This window comes from Methanofollis liminatans DSM 4140, assembly GCF_000275865.1.
GTDB classification, from domain to species: Archaea; Halobacteriota; Methanomicrobia; order Methanomicrobiales; family Methanofollaceae; genus Methanofollis; species Methanofollis liminatans.
Window position 1 is genome coordinate 895,577 of sequence record NZ_CM001555.1, and the last position, 20,621, is coordinate 916,197.

Annotated in this window: 20 protein-coding genes; 11 read left to right on the plus strand and 9 right to left on the minus strand. The window is 59.6% G+C overall.

Going from position 1 to position 20,621, the window contains the following annotated elements; all coding sequences use genetic code 11:
• Positions 1–6: 6 nt before the first annotated feature.
• The 4 genes from pyrC (at position 7) to METLI_RS04535 (ending at position 3,482) form a co-directional block, all read left to right on the plus strand.
• On the plus strand, positions 7–1,275 hold the full coding sequence (gene pyrC / locus METLI_RS04520; protein WP_004038380.1) for a dihydroorotase: 1,269 nt from the start codon (positions 7–9) through the stop codon (positions 1,273–1,275).
• A 183-nt stretch (positions 1,276–1,458) separates the two neighbouring features.
• On the plus strand, positions 1,459–1,779 hold the full coding sequence (locus tag METLI_RS04525; RefSeq protein ID WP_004038381.1) for a DUF167 domain-containing protein: 321 nt from the start codon (positions 1,459–1,461) through the stop codon (positions 1,777–1,779).
• Positions 1,780–1,909: 130 nt separating this feature from the next.
• Entirely contained in the window at positions 1,910–3,145 is a 1,236-nt protein-coding gene (gene dnaG, locus METLI_RS04530) for a DNA primase DnaG (protein ID WP_004038382.1), read from the plus strand.
• A gap of 49 nt (positions 3,146–3,194) precedes the next feature.
• A complete protein-coding gene (locus tag METLI_RS04535; RefSeq protein ID WP_004038383.1) occupies positions 3,195–3,482 on the plus strand; it encodes a UPF0058 family protein in 288 nt (95 codons plus the stop codon).
• A gap of 36 nt (positions 3,483–3,518) precedes the next feature.
• On the opposite strand, the gene METLI_RS04540 is transcribed toward METLI_RS04535, so the two are convergent.
• Both METLI_RS04540 and METLI_RS04545 read right to left on the minus strand, forming a co-directional pair.
• Positions 3,519–4,313: an ATP-grasp domain-containing protein gene (locus METLI_RS04540; protein ID WP_004038384.1), complete on the minus strand. Its 795-nt coding sequence runs from the start codon at positions 4,311–4,313 to the stop codon at positions 3,519–3,521.
• A gap of 81 nt (positions 4,314–4,394) precedes the next feature.
• Entirely contained in the window at positions 4,395–4,997 is a 603-nt protein-coding gene (locus tag METLI_RS04545; RefSeq protein ID WP_004038385.1) for a hypothetical protein, read from the minus strand.
• Between the two features lie 135 nt (positions 4,998–5,132).
• Between METLI_RS04545 and METLI_RS04550 the strand changes: the two genes are divergently transcribed.
• Complete coding sequence (locus tag METLI_RS04550) at positions 5,133–6,068, plus strand: ornithine cyclodeaminase family protein (RefSeq protein WP_004038386.1); 936 nt, start codon at positions 5,133–5,135, stop codon at positions 6,066–6,068.
• Position 6,069: 1 nt separating this feature from the next.
• On the opposite strand, the gene tes is transcribed toward METLI_RS04550, so the two are convergent.
• A complete protein-coding gene (gene tes / locus METLI_RS04555; RefSeq protein ID WP_004038387.1) occupies positions 6,070–7,542 on the minus strand; it encodes a tetraether lipid synthase Tes in 1,473 nt (490 codons plus the stop codon).
• 172 nt (positions 7,543–7,714) lie between these two features.
• Between tes and METLI_RS04560 the strand changes: the two genes are divergently transcribed.
• The 4 genes from METLI_RS04560 to argF are packed head-to-tail and all read left to right on the plus strand — an operon-like array spanning position 7,715 to position 10,947.
• Positions 7,715–8,215 carry a CDP-2,3-bis-(O-geranylgeranyl)-sn-glycerol synthase gene (locus METLI_RS04560; protein ID WP_048104064.1) on the plus strand — a complete coding sequence of 167 codons (501 nt, stop codon included), beginning with the start codon at positions 7,715–7,717 and terminating at the stop codon, positions 8,213–8,215.
• Positions 8,209–8,721, plus strand: coding sequence for an orotate phosphoribosyltransferase (gene pyrE, locus METLI_RS04565; protein ID WP_004038389.1), 513 nt, complete (start codon positions 8,209–8,211; stop codon positions 8,719–8,721). The genes METLI_RS04560 and pyrE overlap by 7 nt, the downstream gene beginning before the upstream one ends.
• Before the next feature lie 28 nt (positions 8,722–8,749).
• Positions 8,750–10,042 (plus strand): phosphoribosylamine--glycine ligase, encoded by a 1,293-nt coding sequence (gene purD, locus METLI_RS04570; protein ID WP_004038390.1) that lies wholly within the window; start codon positions 8,750–8,752, stop codon positions 10,040–10,042.
• Positions 10,039–10,947, plus strand: coding sequence for an ornithine carbamoyltransferase (argF, locus tag METLI_RS04575; RefSeq protein WP_004038391.1), 909 nt, complete (start codon positions 10,039–10,041; stop codon positions 10,945–10,947). Before purD ends, argF begins: the two co-directional genes overlap by 4 nt.
• A 21-nt stretch (positions 10,948–10,968) precedes the next feature.
• Here argF and METLI_RS04580 read toward each other — a convergent pair whose 3' ends face one another.
• Together METLI_RS04580 and METLI_RS04585 are read right to left on the minus strand one after the other, a co-directional pair.
• The gene (locus METLI_RS04580; protein ID WP_004038392.1) at positions 10,969–11,208 is read right to left on the minus strand and encodes a hypothetical protein; all 240 of its coding nucleotides are present in this window, start codon (positions 11,206–11,208) and stop codon (positions 10,969–10,971) included.
• An 8-nt stretch (positions 11,209–11,216) separates the two neighbouring features.
• The gene (locus tag METLI_RS04585) at positions 11,217–12,719 is read right to left on the minus strand and encodes a methanogenesis marker 14 protein (RefSeq protein WP_004038393.1); all 1,503 of its coding nucleotides are present in this window, start codon (positions 12,717–12,719) and stop codon (positions 11,217–11,219) included.
• Positions 12,720–12,872: 153 nt separating this feature from the next.
• Between METLI_RS04585 and METLI_RS04590 the strand changes: the two genes are divergently transcribed.
• Complete coding sequence (locus tag METLI_RS04590; protein WP_004038394.1) at positions 12,873–13,289, plus strand: pyridoxamine 5'-phosphate oxidase family protein; 417 nt, start codon at positions 12,873–12,875, stop codon at positions 13,287–13,289.
• Between the two features lie 83 nt (positions 13,290–13,372).
• Here METLI_RS04590 and METLI_RS04595 read toward each other — a convergent pair whose 3' ends face one another.
• Positions 13,373–13,660 (minus strand): sll1863 family stress response protein, encoded by a 288-nt coding sequence (locus METLI_RS04595; RefSeq protein ID WP_004038396.1) that lies wholly within the window; start codon positions 13,658–13,660, stop codon positions 13,373–13,375.
• An 87-nt stretch (positions 13,661–13,747) separates the two neighbouring features.
• On the opposite strand from METLI_RS04595, the gene METLI_RS04600 reads away from it, so the two are divergent.
• A complete protein-coding gene (locus METLI_RS04600) occupies positions 13,748–14,152 on the plus strand; it encodes a pyridoxamine 5'-phosphate oxidase family protein (protein ID WP_048104066.1) in 405 nt (134 codons plus the stop codon).
• Positions 14,153–14,954: 802 nt separating this feature from the next.
• On the opposite strand, the gene METLI_RS04605 is transcribed toward METLI_RS04600, so the two are convergent.
• The 3 genes from METLI_RS04605 to carA all read right to left on the minus strand — a co-directional run bounded on the left by METLI_RS04605 (position 14,955) and on the right by carA (position 20,552).
• Complete coding sequence (locus METLI_RS04605) at positions 14,955–16,142, minus strand: argininosuccinate synthase (RefSeq protein ID WP_004038403.1); 1,188 nt, start codon at positions 16,140–16,142, stop codon at positions 14,955–14,957.
• Between the two features lie 187 nt (positions 16,143–16,329).
• Positions 16,330–19,497 (minus strand): carbamoyl-phosphate synthase large subunit, encoded by a 3,168-nt coding sequence (carB, locus tag METLI_RS04610; RefSeq protein WP_004038405.1) that lies wholly within the window; start codon positions 19,495–19,497, stop codon positions 16,330–16,332.
• Positions 19,497–20,552, minus strand: a complete 1,056-nt coding sequence (gene carA / locus METLI_RS04615) for a glutamine-hydrolyzing carbamoyl-phosphate synthase small subunit (RefSeq protein ID WP_004038407.1) — start codon at positions 20,550–20,552, stop codon at positions 19,497–19,499. Before carA ends, carB begins: the two co-directional genes overlap by 1 nt.
• Positions 20,553–20,621: the final 69 nt, after the last annotated feature.

The following is a 20,621-nucleotide window of genomic DNA, read 5'->3' on the forward strand; positions in this document are numbered from 1 at the left end:
GGACCTATGGGTGATCAGGTATCGTGCGTGCTGAAAAACGTCACCCTCCCTGACGGCAGGGTGACCGACCTCACCCTCGGCGGAGGAAGGGTGCTCCACGCCGGTGCGCCGGGCCGGGCCGAGGAGGTGATCGACGCCGCAGGGCTGGTCTGCGTCCCTGCCGCGGTGGACATGCACACCCACCTCAGGGGCGGGGGCCAGCGCCAGAAGGAGGACTGGCGGAGCGGGACGACGAGCGCTCTTTTCGGCGGGGTGACGGTCGTTGTCGACCAGCCGAACACCGTCCCGCCGCTGACGACGCCCGGGGCCTTTGCGGCGCGGGTGCGGGAGGCAGAAGAGGAGGCCGTCTGCGCCTTCGGCATCAACGGTGGCGTCGTTCCAGGCGCGGACCTTGCCGGACTCTGGCGTGCCGGGGCCCTTGCCTTCGGCGAGATCTTTGCCGGCCCTTCCAGTTATGGCGCCGCCGTGCCACCTGAAACTCTTCGTGAGGCGTTTATCTCCCTGCGTGCCCTCGGCGCCCTCGCCACCGTCCATGCAGAGGACCCCCTGCCCGGGACGCCCGCGGACCTGCCCGATCACGACCGCCTCAGGCCCGCCCTGACCGAGGCGGAGGCCGTGAGGGCGGTCTGCGCTCTCCTCCCTCCCGGGGGGCGGGTCCACTTCTGCCATATGAGCACCGCCGCTGCCGTCGACGCCGCCTGCGGCACCGTCGAGGCGACGCCGCACCATCTCTTTCTCTCGTGGGAACGCTTCGACCGGGACGACACCCGGGCGCGGGTCAACCCTCCTCTCCGCACAGAGCGGGAGCGAAAAGCGCTCTGGAGCCGCTGGGAAAGGATCGACGCCGTCGCCTCCGACCATGCGCCCCACACGGCTGCCGAGAAGGGCGCTCCTTTCCCCGACGCCCCCTCGGGCATGCCGGGCGTCGAGACGATGCTCCCCCTCCTCATGGCAGAGGTTTTTGCCGGGAGGATCACGCTGGAATCGGTGATCGAGAAGACTTCTTCCAACCCGGCCCGGATCCTCGGCATCCCGAAGGCCGGGTTTGAGCCCGGCGACCGGGCGGACTTCGCCCTCTATCCCCGGGAGACGGTGCAGATCGATCCCGATGCGCTCCACACGAAATGCCGGTGGACGCCGTTCGAGGGTATGGCAGCGGTGTTCCCGGAGATCGTGGTGATGGGCGGGCGTTGTGCCGTGAGGGACGGTGACCTCCTCTCCTGCCGCGGAGAGTGGATCAGAGGGAAGGGCTATTATCCCCGGGGCGCCCAATAGATCTGTGCCGATACATGCACATCCATAGGTCCCCGGGCGATCGACTGGCAGAGCCTGGATATGAGCTTCGGGACAACCCGGATGTGCGACAGGCGCGCCCGGCGCATGGGTTATACCGGCGAGGTACGGCACAAGCCACCGATGAACAACGGTTGTTAGCGCCGGGCGACACGGAGATGACTGATGCCGCCTCTGGAAGATGCCGTTTCCGGTTCAGACGACCATGCCGTGATCACGCTCGATGTTTCGGCCGGTTCGAAAAAAGACTCTTTTCCGTCAGGCTATAATCCCTGGCGCAGTGCCGTCGAGTGTCATGTCTCAGCGCCTGCCGTCGGGGGAAAGGCGAATAAAGCAATCATCGGCCTTGTCGCAGAGGCATTTGGCGTCCAGAAATCAGCGGTGCATATCCTTTCGGGCACCACCTCGACGGTCAAAAGAGTGGAGATCAGGGGTCTGTCGAGGCTCCAGGCCATCACGGTGTTAAAAGGCTATATTTCTGTTTAATACTGGAATATCCTCGGTTTTTGCAGATTTTCCCGTGGGGTGCATGTATAAGTACTTGGGGAATATATCTACTATTGTTATCTATGGGCTGTCATAGTATTACTGATATGACATATCCTGGAGGCTTATTATGTATTCATCAGATACGACCAAGTATCTCATTCACATCAATCTTCATGCAGAGGGGGTGGTCGAGAAACCTGATGTAGTCGGCGCTATATTTGGCCAGACTGAAGGGTTGCTCGGCGAAGACCTCGACCTGCGCGATCTCCAGCGGACCGGGCGGATTGGGCGTATAGACGTCCACATAACGAGCAAAAAAGGAGAGACGCGCGGCGAGATACTGATATCTTCATCCCTTGACAGAGCGGAGACTGCAATTCTTGCGGCCTCTCTGGAGACGATCGACCGTGTCGGGCCGTGCATCGCACATGCATCGGTCGAGCGGATCGAGGACATCAGGGTCACCAAACGAAAAAAGATTGTGGACCGTGCAAAGGAGCTGCTGCTCAACCATTTTGACGAGGCGTCCATCGACTCCACCGAACTCCTCGACGATGTCAGGGAGTCGATGCGTATCGAAAAAATCGGTGTTCTGGGTGACGAGCGGGTTCCTGCCGGTCCGAACGTCCTTGACTCGGACGCGATCATCATCGTCGAAGGGCGGGCCGACGTGATCAACCTTCTCCGCTACGGCATTAAAAACGCCGTTGCGGTCGAGGGGACAAAGGTGCCCGCCGTGATCACCAAACTCTCCGAAATAAAGACGGCGACCGCCTTTCTTGACGGCGACCGGGGCGGCGACCTGATCCTCAGGGAACTCCTGCAGGTCGCGGACATTGATTATGTGGCGTTCTGCCCCCGCGGTAAGAGCGTCGAAGAGATCACCAGGAAAGAGATCATCAAGTCCCTGCGGAACAAGGTGCCGGTGGAATATCTCAAGGAGCAGATCGCTGAGGGCAAAGACAGTCCTGCCCCTGAACCTGAGATGCCGGTGCAGGAAAGTCAGGTGATTGTCAGCGAAACGAACGGGGCGATCGAGGAGAGCGTGCCCCAAACGCCTGCTGTTGATGGCTCGATGACGCTCGAGCAGCAGATCCGGGGCGTCGAGGGGCAGAGTGTCGCACGCTTCCTCACCTCTGATTATGCCCTTGTCGGCGAGGTCAGGGCCGGCGACGTCGAGCAGGCCCTCGAAAAGATCGACGCCGATGTTTCGGGGATTATTCTTGACCGTCCGGTCGATCAGAAACTGATCGATGCTTTTCTGTCCCGCGGGCTTGAGTTCGTTGCCGCTCCGGAATTTCGCAATATCGTCAAGCGGCCGCTGTCCCTGAGGCTCATGAAAATACGAAAAAGCGATCGTTGAGGAAATCTATATATAATAAAATTTCCTATTTATCTTTCCCGGTCTGGACATGCATAAGGAAGAATTGATTACGTTGCATCAGATCCTTGTTGAGATCAAGGATTATTTTGAGATGATAAATCCGGATCTGAAGTTCCCGCAGTATTACGCACTCAAAATCAACCCTTCACAGATCCACAAGAGCAAACTCGAGCATAAGCACGCCATTTTTGTGCTTGGACAGGAGCTTGCCAATGCCATGAAGGATATTGAATTTACGGGATCTGCCCGGATATCTGCCCGCATGAAGGAACTTGCGGAAAGAACGGTGAAAGAGATCGAACGAGATATGGAGTGAGAGGGGCAGACCCCTGCTCTTTATCGCCGCAAAAAATTATCTTCTGGACTCCTGCTCTTTTCCGATGAGATAGCGCGCCATCAGACTGGGGATCGGCGCCGCCATGCAGTGCCAGTTCGGCGTCCCGTTCACTTCGAGGACCGTGTATCCTCCGTTGAGCGGGAGGAGGTCGACGCCGCAGTAGTCGGCACCGACCGCCTCGGCGGCTCCGGCTGCAATCTCCTGCATGGCAGGGTCGATCTCCACCGGCGTTCCGATCCCTCCCTGGTGGATGTTATGGGTGAGGTGCGGCGACCTCCTGCAGATCGCCCCGACAGCCCGGCCCTCGATGACAAAGACGCGGTAGTCCCGGTCGTTCTCCACATATTCCTGGAGATAATAGGGGGCTTCGCGGAGATCCCCGGGTGATGAGACCATCCTGACATCGATCCCGTCATAGCCGTACACGGGTTTTGACACCACGCCCCCGTGGCGTGCAAGGAACTCCTCGGCAAGAGGGCGTGATGCCGTGAACAGGGTCTCTGGCGAGGGTATTCCTGACTTGAGGAGCAGGGCGGTCGTCTTCACCTTGCTTGCGCAGGTGGCGATGGCATCAGGGGAGTTGACGACGTTGTTCTCCATGGAAAGGACGTCCAGGCACTCGAACTGGTGGATGTCCTGTTTCATGCCGCAGACCCATATGGTGTCCCCGGTGATCGGTGAAGCCAGAGGGTCGATGGTGTCAAGATCAAGGAGGCTGAATGCTACGCCTTCGCGCCGGAGTTCTCTGATCACGGCGCCGGTGGAGTTGTCGCCCGGTGTGTCGGTCGGTTTGGGTACGATCCGTATCATGCTCTCATCCCTGTGGTCTCTGGTCGCCTGTGTACTACCAGAGGTCAGGGGGGAACAGGGATGAACCTATCGGTTGAGGCCTCATTCCCCGATCTCGCCAAGACTTGCCTCGGCCTTCTCGATCATGATCTGCATCGCCCTGGCCTTCGCCCGTGCAACCGGAGTATGTCTCTTTTCCAGCTCGAAAACCGCCTCTTCATAGAGCTGGTGCGCCCTTTTCGCCCGCCGTTCTGGTCGGGAAACATCCCGTTCCTCTTCTCTGAGATGGTTGATCTCCTCACGCACCGTTAAGAGTTCCTGGTACATCTCCTCGAGGCTCTGCCTGATCTGGTCCTCGTCGTCCGGTCCTCCCGTTCCTGTGGCGGGCAGCACCTCCCCCTCCTCCAGAATCGCTTTCATCTCCGCATCGATATCGCCCACTTTTTCATCGATGAGCAGGCATAAGGTGCTCTTTTTTGCAGACGTATTCCTGCCTTCAGGTGCGTAGGTGACCTCGATATCCGCACCCAGACGCACGACTCTCAGGATGCCGGACTCCCCGTTGTGGCTGATCAGCAGGGAGCCCCGTTCTGGCGATCCGTCCTCTGCGAATGATGCTCCGATTCCGGTAAGGTCTTTTACCAGATGGGCGAGGAATGCTGGATATGCACCGGCAAGGCTCCGTGCATAGTAGATATATGGCACTATACGTCCCCCGTACCTCTTAGAAGGTCTCACTCCAGATAAGCATTCCGTAGATACTCGTTCTCCCCGAATCAGGGTGTCGGGCAGTATAAGCCGGTCATAATGGTTTTATTCTCGCGGGCCGATGATCCGCACATGCGCTATTATCCCGGAAAGACCGGTCTCCCCTCTCCCCACGAGGTCAACCGTGCGGTCGAAGCGGCGTTCAGGGAGTACGGGGAAGGTCTGGTCCAGATGCCGCCGAAGGTGTATGTGACCTTTCCGAAGGGGGACTTTCGGACCATGCCCGCATATCTCCCGTCGATGGGGATCGCTGGTGTGAAGATCGTGAATGTTCACCCGGAAAACCCCCGGTCCGGGTTGCCGACGGTGATGGCCCTCACTATAATCCTTGATATAGACACCGGGATGCCCCGGGCTGTCCTGAATGCGACCGAACTCACCGATCTTCGGACCGGGGCCGCCGGGGCCGTCGCCGCACAGTATCTCTCACGCAAAAAGCGTATCGCCCTCGGTGTGGTCGGCAGCGGTCGGCAGGCAATTGCCCAGGTGAACGCCATCGCCGACGTGCTGGAGATCGAGGAGATCCTGGTCTGGAGCCGCACAGCAGAGAACGCCGTGGAGTTCTGCGGGCAGTTCGGGGAGATCGGATGCGTGGCAGGATCGGTCGAGTCTGCCTGCAACGCCGACGTGATCGTGACGACGACACCCTCCAGGACGCCTCTGATCAGGTCTGAGTGGGTGCAGAAGGGAACGCATATCAACGCCATCGGCGCCGATGCCCCGGGAAAAGAGGAGCTCGACCCTGCTCTCCTGGCGCGAGGCCGTGTTTTTGTTGACGATCCCGAGCAGGCGCTTCATTCTGGTGAGATCAATGTTCCGTTCTCACAGGGACTCTTCAGGGCTGATCAGATCGCAGGCACGCTCGGCGACGTGGTCTGCGGCAGAAAAAAAAGGGAGAGCCAGGATGAGATTACCATCTTTGACTCGACGGGCCTTGCGATCCAGGACCTCGCCATCGCCTCCCTCGTCATGGGACGAGGAGCGTATATAGATCTCCCCTTCCCCTGACTCACTCCTTTTGTACCCGGTCCCGCGCGAACTTCTTCCAGACCTGTTCGCGGTAGACCGGGCCTGAGTTATAGGTGCAGAAGGGGATGATCCGCCCGTCTGGGGTGGCATAGTGAATACAGCAGCGCTGCACGCGGGAGAGATCGTAGTTGTAGTTGTCCATGAAGTGCATCGTGCCGATGAACAGGGCGTTCCAGTGGAAATCTCTCAGCGCATCGAAGTTCTGGGATATAAGCGTTTTTCCGAGGAGTTTATAGAACTGGCTCCCGTTTGCATGCTCTCCCTTCGCTGCGGAGAGGCCCATGTCCTTCACGCCTTCGAGCAGGGCCCGGTATTTGTTGATGGTGCCGCCGTTTTTCATCGTATCGGTCATTTTCCCGATGGCGTCGAAGAAACCGTCGACGTCGACCATCTCGTTGATGGGCACCAGCCCCTCTTCGGTGACAAAGACGTAGGTCGCCGCACCGCAGTGCTGGTGGGTGGTGAACCTGACGACCGGTTTGCCGGTATAGGCCTCAACGAGGTCTGAGATGGGCATCACACAGGGGACCGGGTAGAAATAATCTTTCTTGATGATCCCGTCGGTCTGCTCTTCGATCCGATCGGCAAGATCAGGGATGGTCACCCGCTCCTGTTTGATGTTCTCCTCTGAAGCGGCGCCGGTGAATGCGACGGGCTGGAAATTGACGCCCCGTACGACCTTGATATGCTCGGCCGCATATTTCAGGATGGCACCGACCTCGTGGTCGTTCTGGCCGTTGATCACCGTCGGGACGAGCACCACGCCCATGCCGTTTTTCTCACAGTATTCCACCGCCTTCAGGCTTGTCCGGAGGATGGGATTCGTCTCCTCTGTCACGCCGTCGAAGTGGAGATAGATGGTGCTCAATCCGGCATCCTTCAGGTTCTGGACATATTGGGGATCTTTTGCGATTTTGATCCCGTTGGTCGCGACCTGCACCTGGGAGAAACCCAGTTCCTTTGCCTTTTTGATGATTTCGACGAGGTCGTCGCGCATCGTGGGCTCGCCGCCTGAAAACTGGACGGCCGGTGGCGGGACAGGTTTTTCGTTCCTGAGCATCGTCATCATCTCGACGATCTGATCGAACGACGGTTCATAGACAAAGCCGCAGGCCCGGGCATTGGCAAAGCAGAAGGAGCAGTTAAGGTTGCAGCGGTTTGTCAGGTCGATGTTTGCGAGAAGCGTTCCTGAACGGTGGTTTGAACAGAGGCCGCATGCCGTCGGGCAGGCAGCAGCGGTTGCATCCCGCTGTGGGTTTGCAACGCCGGTACCGATCCTCTCGAAGGTTTCAAACCGTCTGTACATCTCTGCATCTGACCAGTACAGATTTTTTGCTTCCCCATGCTCCGGACAGGTACGTCTGATCCATACTTTCCCATCCTCTTCAAATATCTCGGCATCGAGAACATTTCTACAGATGGGGCAAAGGCTCCGGGTTTTTTTCAGAAGCATATCTCATCCACCGGCATCTCTATACAATAGCGTTTCATATATTGGTACCTGACTTGTTGCAGATTATCACAGTGTTTGCCTGTCTGAAATTTAAACTTAAGTAGGAATAGAGGGGATTAGTATTATTAGTATCGTCTCGGTGTTCTCTGCCCTGATTGCGGCGTTCTGGATCATGATGCCGGCGTATGTGCCAAACCCTGTGGCTGCGGCATGTGGCGGAGGCACTCCCGTTGATTTCGGGAAGAACTGGAGGGACGGTCGGAGGGTTCTGGGTGACGGAAAGACGTTCCGGGGTTTTTTCGCCGGCGTTGCCGCCGGGATCGCCGTCGGACTTCTCCAGATCTGGGTACAGAGCGCCCTTGGGTTTGCGTTTCTTCCCGAGCATACCGTCGTTTCTGTTGTTCTCTTCTCGGCAGGAGCGCTTCTTGGCGACATGGCGAAGAGCTTTTTCAAGCGGCGGCTCGGCATGGGCCGCGGTGAAGAATGGCGTATTTTCGACCAGTATGATCTGGTGATCGGATCATTTGCACTCGCAGCCGTGTTCCAGTTCGGATGGCTTGTCGAGAACCTCACCCTCCTGATCCTTCTCTGGATCATCATCATCACCCCTCTTCTCCACCGTGCCGCGAACATCATCGGATATTTTACAGGAGTGAAAGACGTACCATGGTAGCATCAATTGCATCACTGCTCAAGGACCACGGGGCAATCGAGTTCGGGGACTTTGTTCTTGCCTCAGGGGCAAGAAGCACGTACTATCTGGATATCAAGACGGCGATCACGGATCCCGCCCTTCTCGGCCGGATTGGCAGGGAGTTTGCAGGCCGGTTTACCTTCGATGTGGTGGCCGGCGTTGCCGTCGGGGCAGTGCCCCTGGCGGTCGCAACCTCTCTCGCAGCGGGAAAACCCTATGCGATCATCAGAAAGGAGGAGAAGGCCCATGGAAAAAGTGGCGTCATTATCGGTGACGTAAAGGGAAAGGCGGTTCTCCTCGTCGAAGATGTCACGACCTCAGGCGGTTCGGCCCTCTACGGTGCCCGCGTCCTCAGGGACGCCGGGGCCGAGGTCGTCGCCGTCGGTGTGGTTGTGGACCGTGAAAGCGGCGCGACTGAGGTTTTTGCAGGTGAAGGGCTCTTCCTTATTCCTCTGGCGACAGTATCGGAGATAATGAACCTGTAACCAATTTATTTAGGAGAGGCATATAATTATGGACATGAAGATCCTTGTTGTGGGCGGAGGAGGCAGGGAACACGCCATAGCCCGTGCCCTCTCCTGCAACAGTGAAGCCACGATTTTTTCGGTAATGGCCAGAAAAAACCCGGGTATTGCCGCCCTTTCGAGGCGTCACCTCATAGAAAAAGAGACCCGTGTCGAAAAAGTCGCTGATTTTGCCCGTGAATGTGGCGTGGACTGCGCGATCATCGGCCCGGAGGCGCCCCTTGAGGCGGGTATCGCCGATACCCTCCAGCAGCAGGGCATCCCCTGTGTCGGCCCCACCCGTCTGGCCGCACGCCTCGAGACCGACAAGGCGTTCTGCAGGGATATGATGGAACGGCATGGGATTCCCGGTCGCCCGCATTACCGGGTATTTCATGACACCGCTGCCGCCTGCGAGTATATCGACGCCTATGACGGCGACCTCGCCGTAAAACCGATCGGGCTCACCGGCGGCAAGGGCGTCAGGATCATGGGCGAGCAGGTCGACCGGGAAGGGGCGAAGGCGTATGCCCGGACCCTTGACGGTGGCGTCGTTCTTGAGGAACGGCTCATCGGCGAGGAGTTCACCCTCCAGGCCTTTGTCGACGGCAACCATCTGGTGCCGATGCCCCTGGTCCAGGACCACAAACGCGCCTTTGAGGGTGACACCGGCCCGAACACCGGCGGCATGGGCACCTACTCCCTTGAAGATCATCTCCTCCCGTTTGTCACGCATGCCGATTACGAGGCAGCACTTGAGATCATGCGGAGAACGGTGGCGGCGATGGCCGCCGAGGGGCAGCCCTACCGTGGGATTCTGTACGGTCAGTTCATGAATACGCGGGACGGCCCGAAGGTTGTGGAGTTCAACTCCCGGTTCGGCGATCCCGAGGCGATGAACGTTCTTTCGCTTCTGGAAAGCGATTTCGCCGCAATTCTCTGCAGGATCGTCGAGGGCAGCCTCTCCGGTGCCCATGTGCATTTTGCGCCGAAAGCGACGGTCTGCAAATATCTCGTTCCCGAAGGGTATCCAGATGCCCCGGTGTCAGGGGCGCCGATCGCCGTCGGGGACTATGGCGACGCCATCCTCTACTATGCGAATGTCGGGGAGAAGGACGGCCGGATGGTGACCCTTCAGTCAAGAACGATGGCGTTTGTCGGGCTTGGCGACTCCCTTGCAGAGGCCGAGGAGACTGCCGAGCGGGCGGCAGCATCGGTGAGAGGAGGCGTATGGTACCGGCACGACATCGGCAAACCTGCCCTCCTTGACAAACGGATCAAACATATGAAGGAAATACGATGAAGAAGGATTTTCTTACACTTCTGGATGTAGATGCAGGTGAACTTGAGGCGCTTCTTGCCGAGGCCGAACGGCTCAAGGCCCTGCGCAGGGAAGGGCGTTCTCATGCCCTTCTGCAGGGCAAAAGCCTCGGCATGATCTTCGAGAAGGCCTCCACCCGGACCCGTGTCTCCTTTGAGGCGGGCATGCACGACCTCGGGGGCCATGCCCTCTTTCTCAACCCCACCGATCTGCAGATCGGCCGCGGCGAACTGGCACGGGACACGGCGCGGGTGCTCTCCCGCTATGTCTCGGCGGTGATGATCAGGGCGTACAAACACACGACCATCGAGGAATTCGCGAGATACGCATCTGTACCGGTGATCAACGGGCTCTCAGATATCGCCCATCCCTGCCAGGTGCTCGCCGACCTCATGACCCTGAAGGAGCATTTCTCATCCCTGAAGGATGTACGGCTCGCCTGGATCGGGGACGGGAACAATGTCTGCAACTCCCTCCTGATGGCCTCGGCTCACACCGGCCTTGACCTGCGTGTTGCCTGCCCGCCAGGCTATCAGCCCCCGCAGTGGATCGTCGAGGAGGCTCTCTCCCACGGGGCCCGTCTGACCTTCTGCAAAACGGCCGAAGAAGCAGCCGAGGGGGCACATGCCATCTATACCGACGTCTGGGTTTCGATGGGCAACGAAGCCGAGCGTGAGGCGCGGCTGCGCGCCTTCCAGGGCTATACCATCGCCGCCGAGATCGTGAACCGTGCCGAGCCCGACGCCATTGTGATGCACTGTCTCCCTGCACACCGCGGCGAGGAGATCACCGACGAAGTGATCGAAGGGCCGCAGAGTGTCGTCTGGGACCAGGCCGAGAATCGGCTCCACGCCCAGAAAGCCCTTCTTGTGCGGCTGCTCCACTAATATTTTTTGGATAAAAAAAGGTCATTCCTCGCCGATAAACGCGAGGACAAGGGTGCGCATCTCTTTTTCGGCCTCCTGGACCACCTCTTTTTTGCCCCTGAAGGCGAGGAGATCCCGGACGTCGCCGCTCATATTTGCATAATAGAGCGGCTGGCTTCGTTCCACCAGTTCTACGTCATATTTCTGGATGATGGCCCTGATGACGCTTCTCGGCACGCCCGGCGGGATCACCAGATCAAATAACTCTTCTTCTTCTGCCATATGCTTCCTCACTTGCCAATTTTTATCCGTCTGGCCATGATGCACGGACCGCCGCGTACGCCTCCCAGCGGATTTTTCGGTTTTCCAAGGGAGTTCATGCATCTCCCCATCAGGGCGGCACCCCGTGCGAGGCCATCGTCCACAAAGACGACATGGTTCTGCGTATCTTTGTAATAGCCCCGCTCTGCAATCCCGTCGAGGATATACTGGGGTTTGCGGCCTGAGATTGCCGCTCTCCCGGTGAAACCGATGGACGAATTTTCAGGGACCATGCCCTGGTCGGATGTTATATCTATGAGACGGAGGGCCATCTCTGCGCAGACATGGTCAATCACGTCCACAAGCACGCCCCTGCCGTACTTCTGATATATTTCGGCACCGATGGTATTGAGTTCTCCGGTTTCGCTCCCGTTCACGCCGACGTCGCAGCCGATCAGGGCGACGCCGGAATCGTGGGCGACTTTTGAACTGACCGGCACACGACCGAAGCGCTCTCTGTCAGGTGGGACGATGCGGATATCGATGTGGCTGTGGATACGCCTGACATAATTCTCGACGATCGACGCCGATCTGCCGATCCGTGAAAGCCCCTCGGTGACGCTCTGGTCGCCGAACATGTCCAGGGCCGTGCCGGTCCGCCCCTCGACCTGTCCGGTCCCCCTGACGATGGCGTCGGGAACTGCTCCGGCAAGACCGCAGAAGTTGCCGATTGTCCTGGCGAAGGGGTTTAGATCGCCGGCCGGGACGTCGGAGGTGATCCTGCCGTCAAGGGTGGTGCCGAAGTCGATGGAGATGCAGGGATTGCGAAAGTCCACCGGGGTGCCCTTTGCGCCTTCTTTGATCCCGGCCATCGCAAGTTCCCCCTCCATCTCGTTTGCGACCATCTCCACGCCCGAACTTCCCAGCGGCGGGATAACGCCCGCAACCGCCCCGACAAAGACTACTTTGTCCGCGAAACTATGGGCCTGGAGTTTTTTCGTGAGGTTCTCCTTGGACATGGGCGGCGTCATCTTCTTTGGCGGCACACCGGCAGCAAGACAGCCGTTTGCAAGGGCGATGACAAAATCGCCGACCTGATCGGGAGAATCCATTGCGGCAACGACGCCGGTGCTCCTGACCACGAAATCGAGATCGGTCTGGATCGAGAGGCCCGCATCCTTGTGGCACTGGATCAGCGTGTCCCTGACAAGTTCGGTGACCGATTCCCTGGTGAGCTGCGTGCCGTCGAGGGTCGCACCGAAGACATCTTCGCCGGGTTTTGGCGGTCTTACGTCCCGGCTCATCTTCACCGTCTTGTTGATGATATAGGTGTGGCCTGTTTCCAGGTTTGTGCCGGTGAGGATGCACTTTGTCGTGGTATTTCCCATCTCGACCGACGCAACGATGAAGTACGGCTTCACCTTATATTCGGGGATCACCATCCCTGCGCCGTGGCTGATTGATGGCGGGGGAACACTTTCCACGATATATGGCTTCGGTTTGAAAAAGCGGTCCATAAAACTGGCGCACATATACCAATCTCACTCCCTGAATACTTTATACCTTTCTATCTTTCCCCTTCCCTCTGTCAGGAGTGAGGGGGGTACCGGCACGTTCGTCTGCCCCGGCACCGTTCCTGCGACGCGCAGGTATATATTGCTGGATGCAACAGGTATCTGATCACCATGGTCAAACTGACAGAAGAAATGAAGGCCGCCTTTTCGTCGGTCAGGGTATTTCCCGTGGCCACCGCTTCGAAGGACGGTATTCCGAATGTCGTTCCGATCGGGTTCTGCATGCTCGTGGGCGACGATACGATCTGGATCGCCGACAATTTCATGAAAAAAAGTCTCGCAAACCTCAGGGAAAATCCGAAGGTTGCGATCTATGTCTGGGGGCCGGATACGAAGGGGTGTTTCCAGATCAAAGGCGACGTCTCGATCGTCACCGAGGGCGAGGACTTCCAGAAGATGCGGGAGATCGTCCTGGCCAAGATGTCGCAGGCCCCGGCAAAGAGCCTGATCGTCGTCGAGATCACCGAAGTCTTCTCCTGCACGCCCGGACCCGGTGCGGGCGACCGCATTCCCATGATGGGGCAGTGAACCTGAGGAGAGGGGCAGACCTCAGGGTGACTGCTCTGCTCCGGGAAACCTCGCCTTTTTTCCGCCCTGGTGGTGAACAGGGCTCAGGAGAACCGTGACTTCGCCTTTTCAAGCGCTGCAGTGAGTTCGTCGAGCGCCCGCCCGGCCCCTTCTTTCATATCTTCCATGGCGCTCCCGCCTGATGCCTGCAGGGCTCTCACCTTTCTCTCCATTTCATCCCGTTTCCCGGCATAGTCAGACACGATCTCGTCGAGCTGGATCTCGGCCTCGGCACCCCTGCCTTTTGCCTTTGCTTTGATCACGTTGAGCTCGGCATCCAGCTCTTCGATCTTCGCTTTAATCATGGTGATATAGGGATCGACGTTGGTCATGACTGCATGAGGTAATTACAACATCATAAAATTACCTCCTGCCCGGCAGTATTTTTTATCAGGGCGTTGTATTTTGTGATGATCACCATGGCAGAACTGACACCTGAGATGAAAGAGATGTTTGCAAAGGCCCCGGTCTATCCGCTCGCGACCGCCTCGAAGGACGGCGTTCCCAATGTCGCCCCGATGAAATCGGTCTGGCTCATCGACGACCGGACGATCTGGGTTGCAGACAACTACATGAACAAGAGCCTTGCGAATATGCAGGAGAACCCGCGGGCAGCGATCTATATCTGGGGGCCTGAGACGAAAGGGTGCATCCAGATCAAGGGCGACGTCGAGATCCTCACCGCCGGGCCCGAGTACGAGAAGATGCGTGCGGACGTGAAGGCGAAGTCCGATAAGTACCCGGCGAAGTCGCTGATCAGGATCACGATCACCGATGTGTATTCGTGTGCGCCCGGGGCCGGGGCTGGCGATCGACTCCTGTAATATCTCTTCTTTCTCTCTTTTTTAGGGTTCTGGGACCATTTTGTTGACCTCACTCGAGGAGTTTGCCCCGGGTCGGGGTCCTGGAGAGATCCATGACATCATGCTGAACAGATAGGCCTGCTATCGCATGAGGATCAGGTCCTTCCTGCCGAACGCCTGAAGGCAGGGGCCGGGATTCAGATCTGCCCGGGTCCGTCCCCTCTCAATCGCAATCGGCGGGGGGACCGGGGGGCGGCAGGCTCCCGGCAGGCTTTTGCTTGATTTTCCGTACGCTCACACAGCGCCAGCATCTGCCCGGGGGCTCTTACCCCCGGACTCCTGCACACGATTGCCCCTGGATCTGCGAGGAGGGGGAGGGCGGAGCATCTGTCGATAGAACATGATGGATGGTCAGGTGGCGTGCTTGCCCGTCCCCGCACCAATCGCATGTGCGGGGGGACCGGGGGGCAGCAGGCCCCCCGGCAGGGGACTCTTCGATTTTCCAGAGCCCTCATGATCTCGATGCGAAGAGAAGTGATCTCATGAACCGCGAAGTTCGCCTCTGCCCGGGGGTTGCACCCCCGGACCCCTGCACACGATTGCCCTGGACATGAGAGAACGGTCGGGCAGAGCATCTGATGGATGAAAAATGATGGATGGAAGTGCCAGGGTGGTCGGGGGGCAGCCGGCCCCCCGGCACCGGCATGCCGATCACCCGCCTTTTCCGCATGTTCTGCCAGGGGAGTACAGGCGAAGGCGGGAGTTATGTCAGGGCAGCGGGAAACTCTCCCCCCTTCCACCGTGACTCCGCCGCAAAAAAAGGTTATTCTTTTCTGATCTGCTTGAGCAGGCGGGCCTGCATGCCGAAGTACTTCGAGACGCCCACTGCATCGCACTGGTCGATGGTGTGGGAGTCGAAGGAGACGAGGTCGCTCGAATAGAGGGCCATCGGCGAACTCCGCCCGGTAACATGGACACTTCCCTTGAAGAGGACGCAGTCCACCGAGCCGGTGACCCGCTCCTGCGTGGTGTCGATGAAGGCGTTGAGGGCGGCATAGAGAGGTTCGTGGACCAGGCCCATGTAGGCGAGTTCTGACCATTTCTCGTCCACGATATGCTTGAAGGAGAGTTCTCCCCTGGTGAGCACCAGCCGCTCGAGGTCGCGGTGGGCGGTGAGAATGACCGTCGCCGCCGGGTGCTCGTAGTTCTCGCGGGCCTTGAGGCCCAGGATGCGGTCCTCGACCATATCGTTCCTGCCGACCCCGTGGCGCCCGGCGATGGCGTTGAGCTCCAGGATCAGGTCGGCGCCTTCCATCCTCTTCCCGTTGAGGGAGACCGGCACACCCTGCTCGAAGCCGATCGTGATGGTCTCGGGCTCTGCCGGGGCGTCCTGCGGGGAGACGGTCCAGGCATAGATCTCCTCGGGTGGGTGGTATGCGGGATCCTCGAGTTTTCCGCCCTCGATGCTCCGGGACCAGAAATTCTCGTCGATGGACCAGGGCTTCTCTTTCTTCACCGGGACCGGGACGCCGTGCTGCTCGGCGTACTCGATCTCCCACTCGCGGGCGAGGTTCATCTCCCTGATCGGGGCGACGACCTCGAAACCGTTCGCACGGAAGATGAAATCGAAGCGGAGCTGGTCGTTGCCCTTGCCGGTGCAGCCGTGGGCGATCGCCGTCGCTCCCTCTTTCTTTGCGACGGCAACGATCTCCTCGGCGATCAGGGGGCGGGCGAGGGCAGTGCCCATCGGGTACCCTTCGTAACTCCCGTTCGCCTTGATCGCACGGAAGATGTGCTCCCGAACGAAGGCTTCTTTCGCGTCCACCGTGTAATGGCGGTCGGCAAGCCGTTCGCCCTTTTTGGACCCTTCTTCGATCTCGTGTGCGGGCTGACCGACGTCGACGACGACGGTGACCACTTCGTCGTAACCGTAGTGCTCCTTGAGGAGCGGGATGCAGATCGAGGTGTCAAGGCCGCCCGAGTAGGCGAGTACAATTTTTCCTTTTCCCATGGGTGATGCTCCCTCTGTTATTGAGAGGATCCGGCGGTCCTTGTCCGACCGGCCCTCCTGTATGACGGTACAGATATTGCATTCATACCATAAAAGGTGGTGCAGGGCGAAGGGGCGGTTTCACCGCCCCGGTCGGCGCCCCCGGTATTTCGGCCCTGCATCGAAGAAAAAACGAAGAACTGCCGGCTCAGATCCCGGCGTGGTAGTGGCTCAGGGGCTCGATGGTGATCTCCTCGTGCTTCATCACCTCGATCGCTCCGGCCGCAGCCTCGGCCGCGGAGAGGGTGGTGATGTAGGGCACCGAGTAGTCCACGGCGACCCGCATGATCTGGTAGTGGTCCTGCCTGGACTGCTTGTCCGAGGGCGTGTTGATGATCAGGCTGATCTCGCCTTTGCGCATCATGTCGATGACGTTGGGGGATCCCTCCTGGACCTTCCTGACCATCTTCATGTCGATGCCGGCCTGGAGGAGGCACTCAGCCGTGCCGCCGGTGCCGTAGAGGACGAGGCCGAGATCGCTGAGTTTCCGTGCGATCGGGACGATCGCTTCCTTCTGCTCGTCAGGAACCGAGATGAAGACGCTGCCCTCGAGCGGGAGGTCGTTGTCGGCCGCAAGGCATGCCTTGTAATAGGCCCGCCCGAAGTCGTAGTCGATGCCCATCACCTCGCCGGTGCTCTTCATCTCAGGGCCGAGGACGGTGTCAACGCCCGGCAGTTTGTTGAAGGGGAGGAGCACCTCTTTGACGGCGACGTGCTTCAAGGTCTTCTCCTGGTAGCCGAGTTCGGAGAGTTTGCGTCCCATCATCACCTTGGCGGCGACCTTGGCGAGGGGGATGCCGGTCGCCTTCGAGACGAAGGGGACAGTGCGGCTCGCCCGCGGGTTTGCTTCGAGCACGTAGACGATGTCGTCTTTCACCGCGAGCTGGATGTTGATCAGCCCGACCACGCCCATCTCGAGGGCGATCTGCCGGGTGTAGTCCTTCACGCGGTCGATGACCGACTGCGAGAGGGATTGGGTGGGGATGACGCAGGCCGAGTCGCCGGAGTGGACGCCGGCCTCCTCGATGTGCTCCATCACACCCCCGATGAGCACCTCGTCACCGTCGCAGACGGCGTCGACGTCGAGCTCGTAGGCGTCCTGGAGGAACCGGTCGATGAGCACCGGGTGCTGCCGCGAGACCCTCACCGCCTCCTTCATGTATCCCTCCAGTTCCACCTGGTCGTGGACGATCTCCATCGCCCTGCCGCCGAGGACGTAACTGGGCCTGACGAGCACGGGGTAGCCGATCTCCTCGGCGATGGCCCTGGCCTGGTCCTCGGAGTAGGCCGAACTGTTCGGTGCCGAGGGTATGTGGAGCCTGTCCAGGAGGACGCTGAAGCGGTCCCGGTCCTCAGCGACGTCCATGGCGTCGGGCGACGTCCCCAGGACCCGTGTCGGAAGTCCGAGCCGCCTGATCTCGTTCTCGATCGGGATGGCGAGGTTGACCGAGTTTTGCCCGCCGAACTGGACCATCACGCCGTAATACTCGTCGTTTTTCAGGATGTTCATGACGTCTTCGAGCTGCATCGGCTCGAAGAAGAGCAGGTCCGAGGTGTCGAAGTCGGTGGAGACGGTTTCGGGGTTGTTGTTGACGATGTGAACGAGCACGCCCTCTTCCCGCGCCGCCTTCACCGCATGGACGGTGCAGTAGTCGAACTCGATCCCCTGCCCGATCCTGATCGGGCCCGAACCGAGGATGAGCACCTTCCTGCGGCCGTCGTGCACGTCTTCGTTCTCGTCCTCCATGGTGGAGTAGAGATAGGGGGTGTTTGCCGGGAACTCGGCGGCGCAGGTGTCGACCATCTTGTAGGTCACTTTCCCGCCCTGCCGGTCGACCTCATCCGCCGAAAGGCCGGTGAGTTCGGCGATCTCTGTTGTGGAGAAGCCGAAGCGCCTGGCCGTCCTGATGTCGCCCTCCTCGCAGTTCTCCCTGAGTTTCTTCTCGATCTCGACGATGTGCCGGATCTTCTCCAGGAAGAAGGGGGTGATCTTCGTCATCCCGGCGATCTCCTCGACGGTCATCCCCTGCCTGAAGGCGTCGAAGAGGCAGCCGAACCGTTCGTCGGTCGGGCTTGTCAGGATCATCCTGATCTCGTTGAGGTTGGTGTGCTCGCGCTGGTCGTTGTCCAGGGAGCGGAGCGCCTTTTTGAAGGCCTCTTCAAGGTTACGGCCGATCGCCATCACCTCGCCGGTGGACTTCATGGCAGTCGTCAGGGTCCGGTCGGCGGTCTTGAACTTGTCGAAGGGCCAGCGCGGCACCTTGACGACGACGTAGTCGATCGCCGGCTCGAAGGAGGCCGGCGTCTTGCCGGTGACCGTGTTTGTGATCTCGTCGAGACGGAGGCCGATGGCGATCTTCGCGGCGACCCGTGCGATCGGGTATCCGGTCGCCTTCGAGGCGAGGGCCGAGGAGCGCGAGACGCGGGGGTTCACCTCGATGACGCGGTAGTCGCCGTCCTTGAAGGCGAACTGGATGTTGCAGCCGCCCTGGACGTCGAGCGCCCTGATGATCTTGATCGCAGCCGAGCGCATCATCTGGAACTCGTCGTCCCGCAGGGTCAGGATCGGGGCGACGACGACGCTCTCGCCGGTGTGGACGCCCATCGGGTCGACGTTCTCCATGCCGCAGACGATGATGCAGGTGTCAGCGGCGTCGCGCATCACTTCGAACTCGATCTCCTTCCAGCCCATGACGCTCTCCTCGATGAGCACCTGGTGGATGCGCGAACGGTTGAGGCCCACGTCGACGATGCGTTTCAACTCCTCGGGGGTGTGGGCGATCCCGCCGCCGGCCCCGCCGAGGGTGTATGCCGGGCGGATGATCGCGGGCAGCCCGACCAGTTCGAGGGCACGGTCCAGGTCCTCGATATGTTCGAGGATCATGCTCTTCGGGACGGGTTCGCCGATCGCGGTCATCAGGTCCTTGAACTTCTCCCGGTCCTCGCCCTGGTAGATCGCTTCTAAGGGTGTGCCCAGGATCTCGACGTCCTTGAGCGCCCCCATCTCGGCGAGTTCTGCGGTCATGTTCAGGCCGGTCTGGCCTCCCATGCCCGAGAGGATACCATCTGGACGCTCTTTTTCGATGATCTTCGCGATGATCCCGGCGTTGATGGGCTCGATATAGATCCGGTCGGCCATCTCGGGATCGGTCTGGATCGTGGCGGGGTTGGAGTTGACCAGCACCACCTCGACGCCCTCTTCACGCAGGGCGCGGCAGGCCTGCGAGCCCGAGAAGTCGAACTCGGCGGCCTGCCCGATCTGGATGGGGCCTGATCCGATGATCAGCGCCTTTTTGATACGGGGGTTTTTCGGCATCAGGCAATCCTCCTGTACATTTCGTCGAAGATGTGACGTTCGGTGTCGTGCGGGCCGCCGTGCGCCTCTGGATGGAACTGGACGCAGAGGACGTTGAGGTCGTCGTTGCAGAACCCCTCGACGCTGCCGTCGTTCACGTTGGTGTAGGCGACCGTGCAGCCCTCGGGGAGGGAATCGCCGTCCACCGCAAAACCGTGGTTCTGGGTGGTGATGTAGATCTGACCGTCGGTGTGGCGCACCGGCTGGTTGGAGCCGCGGTGGCCGAACTTCATCTTATAGGTCTCGCCGTCGAGGGCGAGGGCGCAGATCTGGTTGCCCATACAGATCCCGAAGACCGGCAGTTTGCCGATGAAGTGCTTTGCCGCAGCGATGGCGTCGGTGGCGCGTTTGGGATCGCCCGGGCCGTTGGTGATGAATATCGCCTCGGGTTCGTAGGACTCGATCTCAGAGGGCTTCGCGTTGTGCGGGAAGATGTGCAGGTCGGCACCCCGCTTGCGCAGGCTGATCGCGATGTTCTTCTTGATCCCGAGGTCGATCACGGCGATCCTCTTGCCCTTCCCGGGGATGCGGTAGGACTCCTTGCACGAGACCTGCGCGATCAGGTCCTGCTCGCTGATGTTCTGAACGGCGCGGGCCATCCGCACCGCTTCCTCGCCGTCGTCGCTGCCGACGATAAGCGCCGCGCGCATCGTCCCGTGCTCTCGTGTCTTGATGGTGAGCTTCCTGGTGTCGACGCCCGATATCCCCAAAAGCCCGTTTTTCTCAAAAAAGTCGATGATTGATGGATTTGCCGATGGTGTGGTGCACACCTCCCGGGCAACACAACCGAGGGCATGCACCGTTGGACTCTGAAAATTCTGTCCGTCTACGCCATAATTGCCGATAAGCGGGAAGGTGAACATGAGGAGCTGACCCGCATAACTGGGGTCGGTGAGCGCCTCCATGTATCCGGTCATCTGGGTGGAAAAGACCAGTTCGCCGGAACTGGACCCTTCAGCACCGAATCCTTCTCCCACAATAAATTCGCCGTCTTCAAGACCCAGAACCGCCTTCATGAATTACCATAGTTATTGCGCCACGAACCTTTTTAACGATACTGACCGTGCCGGTCAGGCCCCCTCACA